Consider the following 15,743-nt stretch of genomic DNA (forward strand, 5'->3'; position numbering starts at 1 on the left):
CGATTATGGTTCTAGTGACCAATATAGTCAATAGTCACAAATGGTGCGCGTTAAGGTGAGAGGCTGCGGAGCACCAGACTGGACAATTTCGCCGGCGCCTCCTCGGTGTAATCGAAGCTGTGCTGCAGGATCAACGGGTTGAGGTACGGGCGTAAAACCAGGTAGATCGCCATCGCGGTCTCATCCAGCGGCGTCTTGCGCTCGAAGTCCCCGCTTTGCCGCCCCTCCTGGAGGATGTCCTGAAGCAGCTTCTGGATGCGCTCTTCATAGGCGCGCGTCGCCTGCCATTGCTCGGTGGCGGCCGACGCGGCAATCTCGTAAAGCTTGCGGTCCTGGGAGAACAGGCGAAGGCTCGCCTCGACGATCGCCTTGAACATCCGCCGCAGTTTCTCTGGCGGCCGGGCGACCTCTTCGACGGCAGCTTTGACCTCGCTTTCGATCTCGCGCAGGCAGTTCGCGCAGATCATCTCGCCAATAGCCTGCTTGGACTCGAAGAACTTGTAGATATACGCCTTGGAAAAGCCGATGGACTTGGCGAGATCAGAGACGGTCGTTTTCTCGTAGCCATACCGGCTGAAGTGCTCGGTGGCCGCGGCAACGATCTGATCGCGCACGTCATGGTCGGCTGGGCCGCGGGCCGAAATGGGATAGGTGGCTGCATTTTTCATGGTTCCTAGCTTACCGCCGCCCCCAGAAATCGACAACAAGTGACTAAATTGTATTATAGTCACCTTTACTCGTCCTCTTCGCCCGGAAGAAGCTCATGCTGCCCAAACGCACCCTTGCCATGCTTGTCGTCGCCAGCCTTTCAGCAGGCTGCGCGGTAGGTCCCGATTACGTTCGGCCCGATGTACCGATGCCGGAGCGGTTCATGGGCCAGACAGCGGTCGATCATCGGCATGCAACGACCACCGCGGACCTCGTGACCTGGTGGACGGCGTTTGGCGATCCGCAACTGACGCGATTCGTCGCGCTTGCGCTGGAGCAGAACCTTGACCTCGCGCAAGCTTCTGCTCGGGTCGCCCAGGCACGTTCAGCACTGGGGGCGGCGAATGCCGCGCTGCTGCCTTCCGGCAATGTCAGCGGCCAGGCAGCCAGGGTCTACCAGTCCGTTGAAACGCCCCTCGGGCGAGTTTTGAACTCGACGCCCGGTTTCGAGCGCTACGGCAACGAGTACGAAGCCAATCTCAGCGCGAGCTGGGAACTGGATGTGTTCGGAGGCCTGCGTCGTGGACGGGAAGCGGCGCTCGCCGAGTACGAGGCTTCGGAAGCCGGCGCCGCGGCCACACGCCTGGCCGTGGCTGCACAGACCGCCGACATCTATATCAGCATCCGCGGATTGCAAGCCCGTCTGAACGTCGCGCGGCGACAGGTGCAGACGCAGCAGGATCTGCTCTCCACCATCAACCTTCTGTATGGCAAGGGGTTGGCAGCCGAGCTTCAGGTAAGACAGGCCGAGGGGGCGCTTGCCCAGGTCCGGGCCTCGGTCCCGGTCCTCGAGACGGGCCTCGACGCGGCCATGAACGCACTGGATGTGATGCTCGGCGCCCAGCCCGGCGTACATCGGGCCGAGTTGCTCGAAGCTGGCGACATCCCCGTCCCCCCGCAGATCGGAGCCACCGGATCGCCGCGCGAGTTGCTCAGGCGGCGGCCAGACCTGATCGTGGCCGAGCGACACCTCGCCGCATCGAATGCGCGTATTGGAGTGGCCATCGCCGAGTACTACCCCAAGGTCTCCCTCAGTGGGCTGATCGGCAGCGCGACATCCGTGGCCAGCGGCAATCTGTTCTCGAGCGGCGCCAGCCAGGCCGCCGGCGTGCTGGGTCTGCGCTGGCGTTTGTTCGACTTCGGCCGGATCAATGCGCAGATCAGCCAGGCCAAGGGTCAGGAGGCCGAGATGCTGGCTGCCTATCGGCTTGCCGCATTACATGCGACTGAGGACGTGGAGAACGCTTTTTCGGCACTGGTCAAGCGCGAGGAACAGGCTGCTGCGCTCACGCAGGGCGTGGACTCGCTCGGCCGCGCAAGAGCTGCCTCGTTTGCAGCCTATCAAAAAGGCGCGGTCAGTCTGATTGAAGTCCTGCAAGCCGACGACAGCCTGCTACGCACTTCCGACGCGCGAGTGCAGGCACAAACGGAGTCAGCCCGCGCGGCAGTCGCTGCTTTCAGGGCGCTCGGGGGTGGTTGGCAATCCAGCGAATCCGAAGCGACGGTTGCCACCAGGTAGCTAGCGCACGCGCCGAAAGCACGCAAAGCGGCGTCGGGAATTTGGCAATCTTTGTTCTTCGATGGCGGTTGATGAGGACTCCGCTTCTCCCGCGCAGCGGAGCGGCTACCTGTCGAAAGGTCCCTGCAGTCACTTGCCATCAGGAAATGGAAGCGCAGCGTTTCGTCTACACCGCCTTATCGCATGTCACGCAAACGATTGACCCGGGAAGAATCCCGCAAAGAGACCCGCAGGCGCCTGCTCGGTGCAGCGGCCTTGAGCATTGCCAGCAAGGGGTTGGCCGCCACGAGCGTAGAGGATATCGCCGCCCGGGCCGGCTATACCCGTGGTGCGTTCTACTCGAACTTCGACAGCAAAAGCGACCTGTTCGTCGAACTGCTCCGTCTCGATCACCAGAACATCCAGGAAAACTTGCGGAAGCTGTTAGAGGCCGGTTCGTCCAGCCAGGACCTGCGAAAGCGGCTCACCTTGTTATACGCGCAGCGTTATCGCGACGACAACAACTACGTCATGTGGGCCGAGGCACGCCTGCATGCCATGCGTGACGCGAAGTTCCGGCAACAGATGAACGTCCTTTGGTTAGAAAAGCGCGAGATGATCGCCTCCTTCATCGAGCAGTTCTGCAAGCACGTCAACATGCAAGTGCCAGGAGCCTGTGCCGCCCAGGCACTTGCCACGATCGCATTGATGGACGACGTCGTCTATTTCACCGTTACCATGCCCAACGAGCTGTCGAAGACTTCAGCCGAAGCGGTTGTGAGCAACATCCTGACGAGAATGTTCACACGTTCATCGTTCTGAGTGAACCTTGATTGGCGCAAGGTCCGTTCTAGCTGGTTGAGTGAAGGGCCGACCGCGATGAGACTGAACATAGCGGCCGACGAGACACGCCGATATAACGCGTCACGGCGCAAGGTGGAAAGCGCAAAGATCTTTACGCCCCCTAGCCAGGAAGGGCCTTCCGCGCAAACGTCCCCATTTTCGAGGGTGGCGGAAAATCTGCTCACGCGTGTGCGTCGTTGACCGCGTCTTTCGGACAGGCACATGCAAACCGCCGAGGCACATTGACTGCTCGCAAACATGCATCGAAGCGGAGAGGCCAGAAGGAACTATAGCTGCAGCCAATGAGCGTGGGCTCGATGGATACCCTCTCTGTCCGGGAGTCTGCTGCGTGGAACCGGCGCGTTGCGCTGGCCCACAAGATTGAGTGCACCATCTGGTGCGCTAATGGCTTATGGTCGAACGTATCGATCCGATCCGGTTACGCGGTTCACGCCGCGTAGAAGACCCACTTACTATGGAGATTGGTCGCACCTGGCAAACGGGAAGGCGTCCATACAACTCAGAATGACCGACGTATCATGGCAGGTGACGCATCGGGAGTGGGTGATTCGTTCCTCACCGGAGAAGAGAGGCTTTCACTACCACGCTCGCGTGGAGGTTGAGCGCCGCCCTCAGGACTACGTAGACAATCGCCAAGTCTTTCGCTTCACCGACATCGGCTATTTCGATACCCAGGCTTCCGCAAACGAGCGCGGTGTGGCCTGGGCGAAGGCATGGCTCGACGTCAACTTCTAAGCGTTGGCAATTCCCCTCACATCAAGCAAGTCTCGTCCTCTTGACACGCAGCCGATGCTTTTGCCAGCACGGTTGCGCCGTTTTTTGCGGCCTCGACGTTTGCCCAAAGATGCTTCGATATCCGCGATGGCCAGGGAATGCGGCACTCTCCACCTGTGCGAAGACATATCGCGAGCCCAGTGAACGTCGCTGCGGTGAGGACCATTGACGATCCCCACTGGCGGCCGCCGGTTTGAATGCGTGTCGGTCCGTCTCGGGCACACTCGTTGCGCCAGTGAGGGCTCTAAACAACCTTTTAGGAGCTCACAAATGTCACAGCGAAAGACGGTCGATGATCTGTTCGTGCACATGCTTTCCGATATCTATAGCGCGGAGAAGCAACTGACGCGAGCACTAGCGAAACTCTCCCGCGCCGCTTCCGACCCGGCGCTGAGCGACGCATTCAAGACTCATCTTGAAGAAACGCAAGGACAGGTCGAACGGATCGACAAGGTGGTGGAAACTTGCGATATCCGCCTGAAGAGAATGAAGTGCATCGCGATGGAGGGACTGATAGAAGAAGGACAGGAACTGATCGACGAGATCGAAAAAGGTCCGGTCCTGGATGCGGGCCTCGTGGCTGCCGCGCAGAAGGTCGAACACTACGAGATCGCCACCTACGGTAGTCTGTGCGCCATTGGCAAGCAACTGGGTTTCACCGAAGCCGTGAAACTGCTGACAGAGACGCTGGACGAAGAAAAGGCCACGGACCTCAAGCTTACCGAGTTTGCGGAAAGAGCCGGTAACAAGAAGGCTACGCAACAGTAAACCATGAGGACACAGCGCAGGCGTACCGGTCGAATGGTCTGCCTGCGCTCGCCATCTTGTGATTTGCCTTCGATTTGTGCCAGTCACGTTGGTCCGTGGGTCCGATGCTTCGATTCATCACTGGCCGTTTTGCTGCTTGCTATCCGTATTGTCGTTCGTGCCGTGGCCGGTGTTGGGACGGGTGCTATTGTTCATCCCGCTCGACCGGTCCCTCGTCGGGTTGTCAGGCGCAGCGCCAGTTCCGGTTCCCATACCGCCACCGGTTCCTGTCGCACCCGTCGCCATCCCTCCGGCGCCCCCAGCATTGCCGCCGCCAGCGGCCACGCCGTTCCCAGCTTCGCCTCCGCCGCCGGCCCCGCCCGCTCCGCCTGCGCCGCCACCCTGCGCATAGGCGCCGCCCGACAGTGCCGTCACCAGCGCAGAAGCCAGCATCGCTTTTGTCGTGAACTTCATGGTTCGCCTCCATTCCATTGGATCGATGTCGCCAACTGTCGGGCGCAACGCCGCAGTCGCTTCGTCACTTGCGACAGCCCGCTACTGCCGAACGTCAGTCTCGCGGCAGCATCACCTGGAATGAGCAGGGGTTATTCCCGGGACCGCACTAGAGCTTCTCCATAAGCCCTCGCTTCACGCCTCCGGCTGAGCACCGACGCATTAAAGCCAAGGAATCCGAATCGGGCATGCCGTTGTGTCGTGCCCTGGCATGCCGGATGCGCGATCGCCATACATTCGTCGGCATTCAACGAGTCATGTCGCGGATTGCTCACTGCGTGACCATTGGAAAGATCGACCGGCCGATGCCGCCGGGAGAAAGGATGCCCGTTCCCCGTGGCAAGCGAACAGGTGAAAGATGCTGATCCACATGACGATTCGCCTCGCGGACAGGTCAGGCCTTCTGCTTCTATGCCGGGCGTTGCACGACAGCGATGCGCAACTTGCGGGCAACGTCAGGCAGTTCAACGACCAGACCGTTGAACTGTGCATTTTCGCCACGTGCGCGTCAGACGTGACATGGCTATGCAGAGAACTCGTCAACACACGGCTTGCGGAAAACGTGCTGGTGCGACGACTCGACATCGACCCGACAAGCGGAATCTGATAAGCGCAAACAGCCGCTTTGCGAGTACCCCGCATGTGTCAAGATACTCACGGATTCGACGTGCGCGAATGCCAAGGCTTTCGTGAAGCCAGGTTGCTCCCGATTGCGCACACACCGCCACTGCTCCACCAATTGAGCTAACGGCCCGGCCAGCCAGAAAGTCCCCGCTGCCAGGCAATTCTGGCCTGGGTGCTACCCAATATCGATGGTCCGACTAGTGGAGCGCGCCGGTTCCGTTTTCGGCACGGTCAATGTAAGAATGCCGTTGTCAAACTTTGCCAATGCATGGTCTGGATCGGCATTGTCCGGCATCGGAATTCTGCGCACGAAGCTTCCATAGGCTCGCTCCAACCGATAGCATCCGTCTTCCTCGCTGCGCACGTCCTGCTTCTTCTCGCCGCGCAGCACGATTGCCCCTTCCTCGACGCTCACGTTCAAGTCCTCCCGTCCCATCCCGGGCAGTTCCGCAGTTACGCGAAGCACCGGCCCTTCGTCCACGACGTCGATGCGCGGCTGGAAGCGCGACGAACTGAAGTCGCCAAACCATCGTTCAAACGCACCACCGCCTGCAAATGGGTCACGAAAAAATTCCTCCACGGCACGCCACGGTTCACGAAGAGATAGTCGTGGAATGTCAGGCCATGCGGCCCGCCACTCATCCGCGCGCCGACCGTCCGTGTCGTCCGCATCGGATTTGCGGGCGGCTCCGCGAAGGAACTTGAAGGGGTTCCATTTTTTCGGATCAGTGTTCATCATGTGCTCCTTTCCTATCAGCGTCGAAACGGGATTCCGGTCTCCGCGCCGCGACTGCTTCGACTCGACAGCCGAAAGGCGGTGGCCGGAGGACAGCATCCAGCTTCTTGCTACTGCTGTCCCCCTCCCCCGGCCGACTTCAGTCGGTACTCACCTCGATGCGGCGCGGTCGCGCTTCGTCGCGGCGCGGTATCGTCAGCTTCAATACGCCGTCCTTCAGATTGGCTTCGATTTTCGACGCATCGAAGTCGGCGCTGATCGAGAACGCCCGCGCGAAGTGAGGCTGCCGGATCTCCGCATGCTGCAGGCGCAGTTCCGCCGGTGTCGGCACCACCGCTTCTGCTTCGATGTACAGGTTGCCATCGTGGACCTTGACGTCCAGCCGCTCCCTGGTCACGCCCGGAAGATCCGCCCACAGCGTGATGCCGTGGCTGTCTTCGAAGATGTCTACCGGCGGTGTCAACGTGATCCGACGTTGCGACGCATCACCGTCGCGCTGGGCCACCGCCGTTTGGTCCTTTCTGGCGAGTTCAGTCGTGTCGTTCATGATGTCCTCCGTAGTTCTGCCAGCCGCTCACTGAACGGTGATCGCCCGCGGCTTTGACGCCTCGCTTTTGCCGATGCTCACCATCAGGCATCCATTGGTGTATCGCGCGCTGACCTTGCCAGGGTCAGCGTTTTGCGGGAGCTCGACCACGCGCCGGAACGTGCCAGCGAATCGCTCCTGCGCATAGGTGCGCACATCGTCGCCGCGGGTTTCCGGTTGCGAGCTCGCGCGCTCGCCGCTGATGGCCAGCAACCCCTTGTCTAGCGATACGTCGAGCTTGGCCGGATCGACCCCGGGCGCGAACGCGACGATCTCGATCGAGTCGTCGGTCGAACCGATGTTGATCTGCGGGAAGGCGCCAGCGCGGCCTGAACGGATACTGGAAGGGAAGCCGCCGAAGAGGCTCGCCATCTGCCGTTGCAGACGGTCGAACTCACTGAACAGGTCGGTCCCGAAGTAAAGGTCACTCATGATCGTTTCCTCCTTGGATGCAGCACGGAAACGAACCGGCCTACGCGCTCCAGTCCGTCTGCCGGGCTGCGGCAAACAAATCGAAACACGCAGCGCGCCGCATGGCGGGCGCGGCTGCCTGAGCGGAATTTAGAATAGTATGCACGGAGAAAATTTCAAGGTGGGTAGCGCAAGTTCCATGCCCTTAGCCTCGACGCTCGCCCAGCCGATCGCCGATTCTGATTCCGCGTCCCTAACTCGACATTTACGGACGGCTCAGCGAAATCGCGAAGCGACATGCACCGGCCCTGACAAGCTCGCAATCGCTGACGAGCGGCATTCGTGGCACGCCGGTTGCACACTCACGATGCCGCGCATTGCGCGCGGGCATGGTGGCAGTCCCCGGTCGCAACAGTGCGCCGGAGAGGACCACTGCAACCGCGCTCAATCTGCCACCACCGCTCCAAGGATGACGGATGAGTCAAAGTCGGGCCAACACAAGCAGCGCACGGGCCGCGTACCCTGGGACCCGTTCTCGCGACGATCACTGCGATGTCGGGCGCACGGAAACGGGCGACACGCGTATGCATCGCAAGATCGCGCTGGTTGCCAGCGCCATCGCCGGGAGTGCCGCCGCCGTGGCGCTGCTCCGCTACTGGGGGCGCCTGCGTCAAACGCCGGAGCTGACTGAGGAAAGCCGGCTCTCTGGAATTCGAGGGCGCTGGGTGCAGGCGGGTCCTTACAGGATGTTCGCGCGGACCGCAAGCACGACCGACGCCACCGCCACGAATGGATTTGCCGCTCGCCCGCCAGTGATACTCGTCCACGGTCTCGTCGTCTCCAGCCGCTACATGGAACCGCTTGCACTAGCTCTAGCCAGGTGGTTTCCAGTGTTTGCTCCCGATCTACCTGGCTTCGGTGAAAGCGCATTGTGCGGCCGCTGGCTCGATCTGCCCGGTCTCGCCGATGCTTTGCACCTGTGGCTGGTTGCCACCGGGCTCCGACCGGCCGTTCTTGTGGGCAATTCGTTCGGCTGCCAGATCCTGACCGAACTTGCCGCGCGTCATCCCGGCGACGTCAAGGCATTGGTGCTGCAAGGGCCCACCGCGGATCGCCGGGCCCGGCATCTGCCGGTCCAAATCTGGCGCGCCCTGGTCAACGGCCGCCGCGAGCGGCCTCATTCGCCGGCGGCGCCAGGGCGCATCGATTACGCCAAGGCCGGACTGCTGCGCGCACTGGCCACGATGCGCATCATGATTCGCGATCGCATCGAGAACCGGCTCCCGCTCGTTCGCGCTCCCGTCCTCGTAGTGTGCGGCTCCCGGGATCCTGTGTCGCCGCGCGAGTGGGCCATCGAGGTGACCGCGCGGCTGCGCTGCGCGCAACTGGTCATCATCGACGGCGGCACACACACTCTGAATTATGTGTATCCAAACAGTCTTGCGCTGGCGATCCGTCAGTTCGTCGACGCGTTACCCGGCGAACCTTCCGGGCGAATGGAGCAGCCATGAGCAGCGCACCGCGAGGAATTGCGCGATTCGATTCGGCCGCCGCGATGGTCGGTGCACTGGGCGCCTGTCTGCACGGCGAGCCTTTTAGCAGCCCGAGCGGGTCACCACTGCTCGACCGCAGCATGCCGCTGATCAATCTCCTGCCTCGGTTCGCTCGCGAATGGGCGTACTCCATCGGCGGCGCAACCGAGGCGATAGGTGAGCGCGCGGCGCGGCGCCTTGACATCGAGACCATAGCGACGTGGCTTGCCGATCGTTATCCGCGCCGCCAGTACCCGGCCGCCTTCGTTGGCTCGTCCAACGGCGCGCTCGTGCATCTGGCCGCCGCCATGGGCGTGCCCTGGCTGCCGCAGACCTTTCTCTGCCCCGTCCGTGCGCCCGGCAGCGATCCCGATGATGCCGCAGCAGGCCTGCGCGACGGCAGACATGCGCGCGAGGCGCTGCTCGCGGCAGACGGACGAATCGCCGTTCACCACATGCACGATCCAAATCAGGACCGGCTCATGTTGCGTACGATGCGCTACTACCGCATCAAGCAGCGCGCGCTGGCACTCGGGTTTCGCGAGTTCCTGCTACGCAGTCTGCCCGCCGGCGCGACGCTGTATGTAGACATATGCACTTTGCAGTGGCCCGTCACGCGTATCGGCGAGCGCGCCTTCTTTCAGTTTGGCGCGGCGGGTGGCGCGACACGCGAGGAATACTTCGGTGGCGGCCCGCGTGTGCGGGAATACCTGGCCCGTTATGGCAGCGCCCGCACCCGCTGGGATCCGCCCTCGCCAGATGCGCCCGCGCCTGAAGCCGAATGGGGCTTCGACATGAGCCTGCTGGACTCTCTGCGTGCCCTCGCGCAGCAGGCCGACTGGCGCCTAGTCGAGTTTCGCTTCGAGGAACCCGAATCGCTGAGCTTTTTCGCGTTCGACACACTGCGCGAATGGTACTGCGATGAAGGTATCGAGCCGCGGCACCTCGTCGTCGATAGCTTCGTGCTGCTCGATCCATACACGACGATGCATCTTGGCGCGTTGCCGTTCTGGCTGGTGTTCTGCACCGAGCCATCGGCGCGAAACCTCACGCGGCTGCTTCAACGGGAAGGCCGTTTCGAACACATTGACCTGATGCTGTTTTCGCACGGCACCGAAGGCGTCGGCGTGGTGCCCGCGCGCGAATGGCAAACGATCATCGCGTCGGCCTCGCCCGACGCGCGTCTGTGCGGCGTCGATGCGAAACGCTTTCCTCGCGACTTTGCCACCTTTGTGCGCTTCGACGAAGCACTCGCTCGACGCGGCAGCGAAAGGCCACGCATGCCCCTACCGGCGCCGCTGAGCGTGCAAGCATTCGACGCCGCCCTGCTGCGTCACGGGAGCCGGTATGGCGTCGCCGCGATGCTGCCACGCGCCGAGCAGGTCTCATGACCGGCGCCACCGCGCTGCTGGCCTGGTTTTTCGGGGCCTGCGCCGCGACATACGGCGCGGCGGCCGCCACACTTTTCTGGATGCAGGGACGCCTGATTTATCCGGGGGAATGGCGGCGGCGTGAGCCGAACGAAGCAGGGCTCGCCGACATGTCGGTAGTCACCGCCACCACAGCGGACGGGCTCGATCTGCATGGCTGGTACAAAGCGCCGGCATCGTCACGACGCTTGACCGTGGTGCTTTTTCACGGCAACGGCGAAGACCTCTCGCAACGCGGGCATATCGCGCGCGCACTGCTCGACTGTGGCTACGGAGTCTACCTCGCCGAGTATCGCGGCTACGGAGGCAATTCCGGCATACCTCACGAAGCGGGCCTTTACGAGGATGGGCGCGCAGCACTTCGCTTCGTCGAGCGTACGAATGCACGCATCGTTCTACACGGCTATTCGCTCGGCTCCGGCGTGGCGGTGCAACTCGCGGCCGAAGCACAGGCTCCAGGGCGGATCGAAGGCCTCATCCTCGAAGCGCCTTTTACACGGATCGCAGATGTCGCGGCACGGGTCTTCTGGTTCATGCCAGTGGGCCTGCTGGTTCGCGATCAGTATGACAATCTCGCGAAGATCGCGCGGGTGCGGGTGCCCGTCGTGATCTATGGCGGAACAAATGACAACGTGATCCCACCGCAGCATTTCGCCCACCTATATGCGCACACTGCCGCGCCGCGGCGACTATTGATGCTGCAGGGTGCAGATCACACCAATTGCTGGGAACGCGGCGGCGGCGAGACCGTACTGAGACTTCTCGAGGATATCGAAAAGGCTTCGGGGACACGCCGCTAGCAGCACAGGACAGGACCTTGTGCGCTCCTGGGCGGCCCTGCGCGCTCGCCGGCTCGAATAGCTGCGCATTAGTTAGTCCGCTCGAACTCGCCACCGGCGTTCCCGAGCCCACCCCGCAGTCGCCCCGGACGACTCGCTATTCCAGAACACTCTCATTCGATGATGCCCCGCGAGCCTGTTTGCGTGATGTTCAGATTCGTTCCGTCTGGGCAATGCTTCCTGATCCGCCTACGAAGCGGCCGCCGTGCGGCAGCGGTCCTGCCGCGAGAGTGCGTCTCTCGGTGGTCCTGTCCTTCCCAGTATTCCGGGAAGGACCGCTCATGCGTTGTCTGCGAACTGGCCGGTCACGCGGGAACGAACGATGCTCTGGCATCGCTGTGCTCAGCGGGAGCGGGACGGATGAAAAAGCTGCTCGAGATTTCTCTCGGCATTGTGACGAGCGTTGGGGGCTTTCTGGAGATGGGGTCGCTGTCGACGGCGGCGCAAGGAGGCGCCGCGTTCCGTTTCCAGCTGGCTTGGCCGATCGTCGTCGGCACGGTATGCATCGTCTTTCTGACCGAGATGTCGGGACGATTCGCCGCGGTGAGCAGCCATACGATCGCCGACGGAATTCGTGACCGGTTTGGCATCAAATTCTTCCTTTTCCCCTTCGTCACGACGCTCATCGTCAACGCCCTGGTGCTGTCGGCGGAGATCGGAGGCGTCAGTGTATCGCTCGAACTGGCCAGCGGGGTAAGACACGAATGGTGGGCCTTGCCGGTTGCGGTGCTGGCATGGTTTGTCCTGTGGCGTAGCACGTTCGGGCTGATCGAAAAAGGTATGTCGCTGCTCGGCCTCGTCACCTTGAGCTTTGTCGCGGCAGCAGTCGTGCTCAGGCCCGATTGGCATCAGGTAGCGTTGGGCGCGATGCCTGGCTTGCCGCGTAACGATCCGGCGAACTACTGGTTCACCGTCGTGAGCATTCTCGGCGCGTCGATAACGCCATCACTGTTCCTGTTCTATTCGTCCGGGGCGATCGAGGACAGTTGGGACCAGAGCTATCTTGGCGCGAACCGCGCGATCGCCGCCCTCGGCATGGCGTTTGGCGGCGTCATATCGCTAGCCGTGTTGATCACTGCCGGATGCGTGTTTCGCGCGTACGGCATCACGCGCGTCGACAGCTATCACCAGTTGCCACTGATGCTCGTCGCGGTCTTCGGCTTCTGGGGATTCATTCTGTTCATCGCGTCGCTGTCCTTCGCGTGCTTCGGCGCGACGCTGGAGATCGCGCTCGAGCAGGCGTACTTCTTTGCCCAGGGCTTCGGCTGGAACTGGGGCGAAAACCGCAAGCCGCGCGAGGACCCGGCATTCAGCCTCGTCTACACGTGTGCGCTTGCGGTCAGTGCGATACCGATCGCGGCCGGCATCGACCCGCTCAAGCTAACCGTATTCTCCATGGCTCTGACTGCGCTGAGCTTGCCGCTCACCGTGATTCCGTTCCTGGCGTTGATGAACGATGAGAGCTATCTCGGGCGTCACTGCAACGGCGTATTTTCCAATCTTGTTGTCATCGCGATCGTCGCGCTCAGCTTCGTGCTGGCGATCGTCACAGTGCCACTACAGATACTCGGAGGTGCGTAATGGATCTTGTTCGAGACGTGCTCGATAAACAGCTTGTCGATCGCTATGGTGCGAAGATGGGGCGGGTCGACGGTATCGTCGCCGAATTGCGGCCGGGACGGCCGCCAGAATTGGTTGCGCTCGAGACGGGTTCAGTCGCGATGGCGCGACGCATTGGCGAGCAAGCCGGGCGTCGGGTCGCGCGACTCGCTGGCAAAATCGGCGGCGCGCGTTACGTCGAACCGTACTGGATTCCCTGGAGTCGGGTCCGTCGCTTGGGGGTCGACATCGAGGTGGACCTGGATGCGCGCGATACCCCGCTTGGCAACTGGCAGCGCTGGCTACGCGAGCACGTCGTCGAGCGCATTCCGGGATCGCGATGATGGCGCAGATCAACATCGATCTGATCGTCGGTCGGCAAGTGCTGACGCCAGACGGCTCATCACCAGGCCGCATCGAGGCAATCAAGCTCGTTCAAGACCACGACGCCTGGATGATCAGCGAATTTCACATCGGTCCGAGTGCCTTGGTCGAGCGGCTCGCCGTACGCTGGCTGCCAAGGCTGTTGCGTGACGTGGCGCAGCGCAAGGGGCGCTGGCGGCATCATCGGATTGCGTGGAACCAGATCGACGTGTCCGATCCCAGGCACCCGCGCCTGCTGTGCGATGTGGCTGAGGTTCAGGGACTGGCGTAGCCGCTGAAGATATCGACCGGCGGCCGGAACGCGGCACAGAGCGTGCTTCCCGCTTAAGCGATAGAAAAAAGGACGGGGCGCCAAATGGCCGAGTATCTGAGCGCAATCTTCCGCTGTTATCGCGACGCTTCTGACGCACGCCAAGCTCTCGCTGAGTCCGATTTATGTGAGCTGGACGTGTTCGTTTTCTCACTCGCGGCTTCGCCTGGCGCCGCGAAATGGGTGCTCCCGACGCACGAAATGGATCATGCAGAATATGCGGCTCACGGGGAATGGGGGTCGATCGCCGTCAACCGGTTCATCGAGCCGCAAGCCGACTGTTTCGTAGCGAGCATAAGTGAGGACAGGCGTGCCGGCCACGCATTGCTGGTCGCCGCCGATCCGCCGCCAGCACTGCTGGTACAGATCTGCGCAAGGCTGAAAGACTGCGGGGCGTTCGCCCTAAGGCCGCCGGGATCCCGCTGGCGACTTTGCAACTCGCACTGACGTCCGAAGGCCAGCCGCCCTTCTGCTCAAACACATGAAGGGTCGGTTGTGCGCCTTTGTTGTCGCCACCGATAGGAAATGGAAAAAGTGCCTGGAAGTTCTACGGTTTCATCACCACCTTGATGCAGCCGTCTTCCTTCTCCCGAAACACGCGGTACATGTCGGGCCCTTGTTCGAGTGGAACCGTATGGGTGATCACGAACGACGGATCGATATGCCCATCCTGGATGCGCTTCAGCAGATCGTCGGTCCAGCGATTCACGTGCGTCTGCCCCATGCGAAACGTCAAGCCCTTGTTCATTGCGGCGCCGAACGGGATCTTGTCGATCAGGCCGCCGTACACGCCCGGAATCGACAGCACGCCCGCCGGCCGGCACACGTAGATCATTTCGCGCAGCACATGCGGACGGTCCGTTTCCAGCATCACCGCCTGCTTTGCGCGGTCGTAAAGCGCATCGAACGAGCGCGTCGCATGCGATTCCATACCGACCGCGTCGATGCATTTTTCCGGACCCTTGCCGTGCGTTAGTTCCTTCAACCGGTCGAGCACGCTCTCGTCCTCGAAGTTGATCGTGATCGCGCCGACGGCGCGCGCCATGTCGAGGCGCTCGGGAACGCGGTCGATCACGATCACCTGCCTTGCGCCGAGCATGATCGCACTGCGGATCGCGAACTGGCCGACCGGGCCCGCGCCCCAGATCGCGACAGTGTCGGTCGGCTGTATTTCGCATTGCACCGCGGCCTGCCAGCCGGTCGGCAAAATATCGCCAAGAAACAGCACCTGCTCGTCGGTCAGGCCGTCGGGAATCTTGACCGGCGTGACGTCCGCGAACGGCACACGCACGTATTCGGCCTGCCCGCCCGGATAGCCGCCCGTCAGATGCGAGTAACCGAACAGGCCAGCGGTGGTATGGCCGAACACCTTGTCGGCCATCTCCTTGTTGCGATTCGAACGCTCACACACCGAAAAGAAGCCACGCCGGCACTGATCGCACTCGCCGCAGGCGATCGTAAACGGCACGACTACGCGCTCGCCCACTTTCAGCCTCGCGTTGCCGGAGCCGACTTCGACGACCTCCCCCATGAACTCATGGCCGAGGATGTCGCCCGACTTCATCGACGGCATAAAGCCATCGAACAGATGCAGGTCCGAGCCGCAGATCGCGCAACTGGACACCTTGACGATCGCATCGCGCGGATGCTCGATGACCGGGTCCGGGACGTTGTCGAAGCGGACGTCTTTCTTGCCGTGCCAGCAAAGGGCTCTCATGTCGTGCCTCGTAGTCGATGGGCCCGTCGCGCGGGCCAACAGGGTCGGGATTCGCGGATGCGCGTGCGACGACGCGGCGTGTCGATCGCGCCGACGCCATCGCAAGCGCCACCGTGCAGGAGCAACGGACGTGCCGTCGTCAACCCGGCTGTCCGAACCTATCGCACGACAGCGACGAAAATCATCAACATCCCCATGTCTCGCGCGCGTGGTACAGCCATTGCTGGTCCGGTCTATTCATCAACGGAGTAGTCAACATGGCAGGCGATAACTCTTTCAAGCCCGGCGAGATCGTCAAAACGTCCGGCATCTATTCGGTTGTCCATGACGATGGCAAGGGGACTTTCGAAGTAACGTGCGTGGAAGGAGAGCATTTTCCCCCGACACGCAGCGGCAAAGGAGCTCACTACGAGCTCAAGTACGCAGCGACGCATTCACACCGGCACGCTGAGCTGAAAGGCACCGAGTAGC

Annotated in this window: 19 protein-coding genes; 13 read left to right on the forward strand and 6 right to left on the reverse strand. The window is 62.1% G+C overall.

What is annotated here, in order from left to right:
- Positions 1-50: 50 nt before the first annotated feature.
- A complete protein-coding gene (locus QFZ91_RS04010) occupies positions 51-668 on the reverse strand; it encodes a TetR/AcrR family transcriptional regulator (protein ID WP_368717970.1) in 618 nt (205 codons plus the stop codon).
- Positions 669-763: 95 nt separating this feature from the next.
- Here QFZ91_RS04010 and QFZ91_RS04015 point away from each other — a divergent pair, with 95 nt between their 5' ends.
- The 4 genes from QFZ91_RS04015 to QFZ91_RS04030 all read left to right on the forward strand — a co-directional run bounded on the left by QFZ91_RS04015 (position 764) and on the right by QFZ91_RS04030 (position 4,612).
- Positions 764-2,227 (forward strand): efflux transporter outer membrane subunit, encoded by a 1,464-nt coding sequence (locus QFZ91_RS04015; protein WP_429566324.1) that lies wholly within the window; start codon positions 764-766, stop codon positions 2,225-2,227.
- Between the two features lie 183 nt (positions 2,228-2,410).
- Positions 2,411-3,028 (forward strand): TetR/AcrR family transcriptional regulator, encoded by a 618-nt coding sequence (locus QFZ91_RS04020; protein ID WP_429566325.1) that lies wholly within the window; start codon positions 2,411-2,413, stop codon positions 3,026-3,028.
- A 546-nt stretch (positions 3,029-3,574) separates the two neighbouring features.
- Positions 3,575-3,805, forward strand: coding sequence for a hypothetical protein (locus QFZ91_RS04025; protein WP_176383144.1), 231 nt, complete (start codon positions 3,575-3,577; stop codon positions 3,803-3,805).
- Positions 3,806-4,114: 309 nt separating this feature from the next.
- Positions 4,115-4,612: a ferritin-like domain-containing protein gene (locus QFZ91_RS04030; protein WP_176383142.1), complete on the forward strand. Its 498-nt coding sequence runs from the start codon at positions 4,115-4,117 to the stop codon at positions 4,610-4,612.
- Positions 4,613-4,729: 117 nt separating this feature from the next.
- On the opposite strand, the gene QFZ91_RS04035 is transcribed toward QFZ91_RS04030, so the two are convergent.
- Positions 4,730-5,065: a hypothetical protein gene (locus QFZ91_RS04035; protein ID WP_429566326.1), complete on the reverse strand. Its 336-nt coding sequence runs from the start codon at positions 5,063-5,065 to the stop codon at positions 4,730-4,732.
- A 397-nt stretch (positions 5,066-5,462) separates the two neighbouring features.
- Between QFZ91_RS04035 and QFZ91_RS04040 the strand changes: the two genes are divergently transcribed.
- Positions 5,463-5,711: a hypothetical protein gene (locus QFZ91_RS04040; protein WP_429566327.1), complete on the forward strand. Its 249-nt coding sequence runs from the start codon at positions 5,463-5,465 to the stop codon at positions 5,709-5,711.
- A 192-nt stretch (positions 5,712-5,903) separates the two neighbouring features.
- Here the strand turns inward: QFZ91_RS04040 and QFZ91_RS04045 are convergent, their stop codons facing one another.
- From QFZ91_RS04045 to QFZ91_RS04055, 3 genes are all read right to left on the reverse strand, one after another.
- Positions 5,904-6,464 (reverse strand): Hsp20/alpha crystallin family protein, encoded by a 561-nt coding sequence (locus QFZ91_RS04045; RefSeq protein ID WP_176122214.1) that lies wholly within the window; start codon positions 6,462-6,464, stop codon positions 5,904-5,906.
- Positions 6,465-6,603: 139 nt separating this feature from the next.
- Positions 6,604-7,011 carry an Hsp20/alpha crystallin family protein gene (locus QFZ91_RS04050; protein WP_429566184.1) on the reverse strand — a complete coding sequence of 136 codons (408 nt, stop codon included), beginning with the start codon at positions 7,009-7,011 and terminating at the stop codon, positions 6,604-6,606.
- 27 nt (positions 7,012-7,038) lie between these two features.
- Positions 7,039-7,482 carry an Hsp20/alpha crystallin family protein gene (locus QFZ91_RS04055; RefSeq protein ID WP_429566328.1) on the reverse strand — a complete coding sequence of 148 codons (444 nt, stop codon included), beginning with the start codon at positions 7,480-7,482 and terminating at the stop codon, positions 7,039-7,041.
- A 563-nt stretch (positions 7,483-8,045) separates the two neighbouring features.
- On the opposite strand from QFZ91_RS04055, the gene QFZ91_RS04060 reads away from it, so the two are divergent.
- From QFZ91_RS04060 to QFZ91_RS04090, 7 genes are all read left to right on the forward strand, one after another.
- Positions 8,046-8,972: an alpha/beta fold hydrolase gene (locus QFZ91_RS04060; protein ID WP_429566329.1), complete on the forward strand. Its 927-nt coding sequence runs from the start codon at positions 8,046-8,048 to the stop codon at positions 8,970-8,972.
- Positions 8,969-10,384, forward strand: a complete 1,416-nt coding sequence (locus QFZ91_RS04065) for a hypothetical protein (protein ID WP_429566330.1) — start codon at positions 8,969-8,971, stop codon at positions 10,382-10,384. Before QFZ91_RS04060 ends, QFZ91_RS04065 begins: the two co-directional genes overlap by 4 nt.
- On the forward strand, positions 10,381-11,223 hold the full coding sequence (locus QFZ91_RS04070; RefSeq protein ID WP_429566331.1) for an alpha/beta hydrolase: 843 nt from the start codon (positions 10,381-10,383) through the stop codon (positions 11,221-11,223). The genes QFZ91_RS04065 and QFZ91_RS04070 overlap by 4 nt, the downstream gene beginning before the upstream one ends.
- 399 nt (positions 11,224-11,622) lie before the next feature.
- Entirely contained in the window at positions 11,623-12,843 is a 1,221-nt protein-coding gene (locus tag QFZ91_RS04075; RefSeq protein WP_429566332.1) for an NRAMP family divalent metal transporter, read from the forward strand.
- Complete coding sequence (locus QFZ91_RS04080; RefSeq protein ID WP_176385824.1) at positions 12,843-13,205, forward strand: hypothetical protein; 363 nt, start codon at positions 12,843-12,845, stop codon at positions 13,203-13,205. The genes QFZ91_RS04075 and QFZ91_RS04080 overlap by 1 nt, the downstream gene beginning before the upstream one ends.
- Positions 13,205-13,516, forward strand: a complete 312-nt coding sequence (locus tag QFZ91_RS04085) for a hypothetical protein (RefSeq protein ID WP_429566333.1) — start codon at positions 13,205-13,207, stop codon at positions 13,514-13,516. Before QFZ91_RS04080 ends, QFZ91_RS04085 begins: the two co-directional genes overlap by 1 nt.
- A gap of 84 nt (positions 13,517-13,600) precedes the next feature.
- Positions 13,601-14,002, forward strand: a complete 402-nt coding sequence (locus QFZ91_RS04090) for a hypothetical protein (RefSeq protein ID WP_429566334.1) — start codon at positions 13,601-13,603, stop codon at positions 14,000-14,002.
- A gap of 100 nt (positions 14,003-14,102) precedes the next feature.
- Here the strand turns inward: QFZ91_RS04090 and QFZ91_RS04095 are convergent, their stop codons facing one another.
- Positions 14,103-15,272 (reverse strand): zinc-dependent alcohol dehydrogenase, encoded by a 1,170-nt coding sequence (locus QFZ91_RS04095; protein ID WP_429566335.1) that lies wholly within the window; start codon positions 15,270-15,272, stop codon positions 14,103-14,105.
- A 257-nt stretch (positions 15,273-15,529) separates the two neighbouring features.
- Here QFZ91_RS04095 and QFZ91_RS04100 point away from each other — a divergent pair, with 257 nt between their 5' ends.
- A complete protein-coding gene (locus QFZ91_RS04100) occupies positions 15,530-15,742 on the forward strand; it encodes a hypothetical protein (RefSeq protein ID WP_429566336.1) in 213 nt (70 codons plus the stop codon).
- Position 15,743 lies beyond the last annotated feature (1 nt).

Origin of the sequence: Paraburkholderia sp. JPY419, from assembly GCF_050435705.1 — a bacterium.
Lineage (GTDB): Bacteria > Pseudomonadota > Gammaproteobacteria > Burkholderiales > Burkholderiaceae > Paraburkholderia > Paraburkholderia youngii.

What these genes read in the sequence shown, in the direction of transcription:
- QFZ91_RS04010 (WP_368717970.1), bottom strand. Translation starts at nt 668, where the DNA reads ATGAAAAATGCAGCCACCTATCCCATTTCGGCCCGCGGCCCAGCCGAC.
- QFZ91_RS04015 (WP_429566324.1), top strand. Translation starts at nt 764, where the DNA reads ATGCTGCCCAAACGCACCCTTGCCATGCTTGTCGTCGCCAGCCTTTCA.
- QFZ91_RS04020 (WP_429566325.1), top strand. Translation starts at nt 2,411, where the DNA reads ATGTCACGCAAACGATTGACCCGGGAAGAATCCCGCAAAGAGACCCGC.
- QFZ91_RS04025 (WP_176383144.1), top strand. Translation starts at nt 3,575, where the DNA reads ATGACCGACGTATCATGGCAGGTGACGCATCGGGAGTGGGTGATTCGT.
- QFZ91_RS04030 (WP_176383142.1), top strand. Translation starts at nt 4,115, where the DNA reads ATGTCACAGCGAAAGACGGTCGATGATCTGTTCGTGCACATGCTTTCC.
- QFZ91_RS04035 (WP_429566326.1), bottom strand. Translation starts at nt 5,065, where the DNA reads ATGAAGTTCACGACAAAAGCGATGCTGGCTTCTGCGCTGGTGACGGCA.
- QFZ91_RS04040 (WP_429566327.1), top strand. Translation starts at nt 5,463, where the DNA reads ATGCTGATCCACATGACGATTCGCCTCGCGGACAGGTCAGGCCTTCTG.
- QFZ91_RS04045 (WP_176122214.1), bottom strand. Translation starts at nt 6,464, where the DNA reads ATGAACACTGATCCGAAAAAATGGAACCCCTTCAAGTTCCTTCGCGGA.
- QFZ91_RS04050 (WP_429566184.1), bottom strand. Translation starts at nt 7,011, where the DNA reads ATGAACGACACGACTGAACTCGCCAGAAAGGACCAAACGGCGGTGGCC.
- QFZ91_RS04055 (WP_429566328.1), bottom strand. Translation starts at nt 7,482, where the DNA reads ATGAGTGACCTTTACTTCGGGACCGACCTGTTCAGTGAGTTCGACCGT.
- QFZ91_RS04060 (WP_429566329.1), top strand. Translation starts at nt 8,046, where the DNA reads ATGCATCGCAAGATCGCGCTGGTTGCCAGCGCCATCGCCGGGAGTGCC.
- QFZ91_RS04065 (WP_429566330.1), top strand. Translation starts at nt 8,969, where the DNA reads ATGAGCAGCGCACCGCGAGGAATTGCGCGATTCGATTCGGCCGCCGCG.
- QFZ91_RS04070 (WP_429566331.1), top strand. Translation starts at nt 10,381, where the DNA reads ATGACCGGCGCCACCGCGCTGCTGGCCTGGTTTTTCGGGGCCTGCGCC.
- QFZ91_RS04075 (WP_429566332.1), top strand. Translation starts at nt 11,623, where the DNA reads ATGAAAAAGCTGCTCGAGATTTCTCTCGGCATTGTGACGAGCGTTGGG.
- QFZ91_RS04080 (WP_176385824.1), top strand. Translation starts at nt 12,843, where the DNA reads ATGGATCTTGTTCGAGACGTGCTCGATAAACAGCTTGTCGATCGCTAT.
- QFZ91_RS04085 (WP_429566333.1), top strand. Translation starts at nt 13,205, where the DNA reads ATGGCGCAGATCAACATCGATCTGATCGTCGGTCGGCAAGTGCTGACG.
- QFZ91_RS04090 (WP_429566334.1), top strand. Translation starts at nt 13,601, where the DNA reads ATGGCCGAGTATCTGAGCGCAATCTTCCGCTGTTATCGCGACGCTTCT.
- QFZ91_RS04095 (WP_429566335.1), bottom strand. Translation starts at nt 15,272, where the DNA reads ATGAGAGCCCTTTGCTGGCACGGCAAGAAAGACGTCCGCTTCGACAAC.
- QFZ91_RS04100 (WP_429566336.1), top strand. Translation starts at nt 15,530, where the DNA reads ATGGCAGGCGATAACTCTTTCAAGCCCGGCGAGATCGTCAAAACGTCC.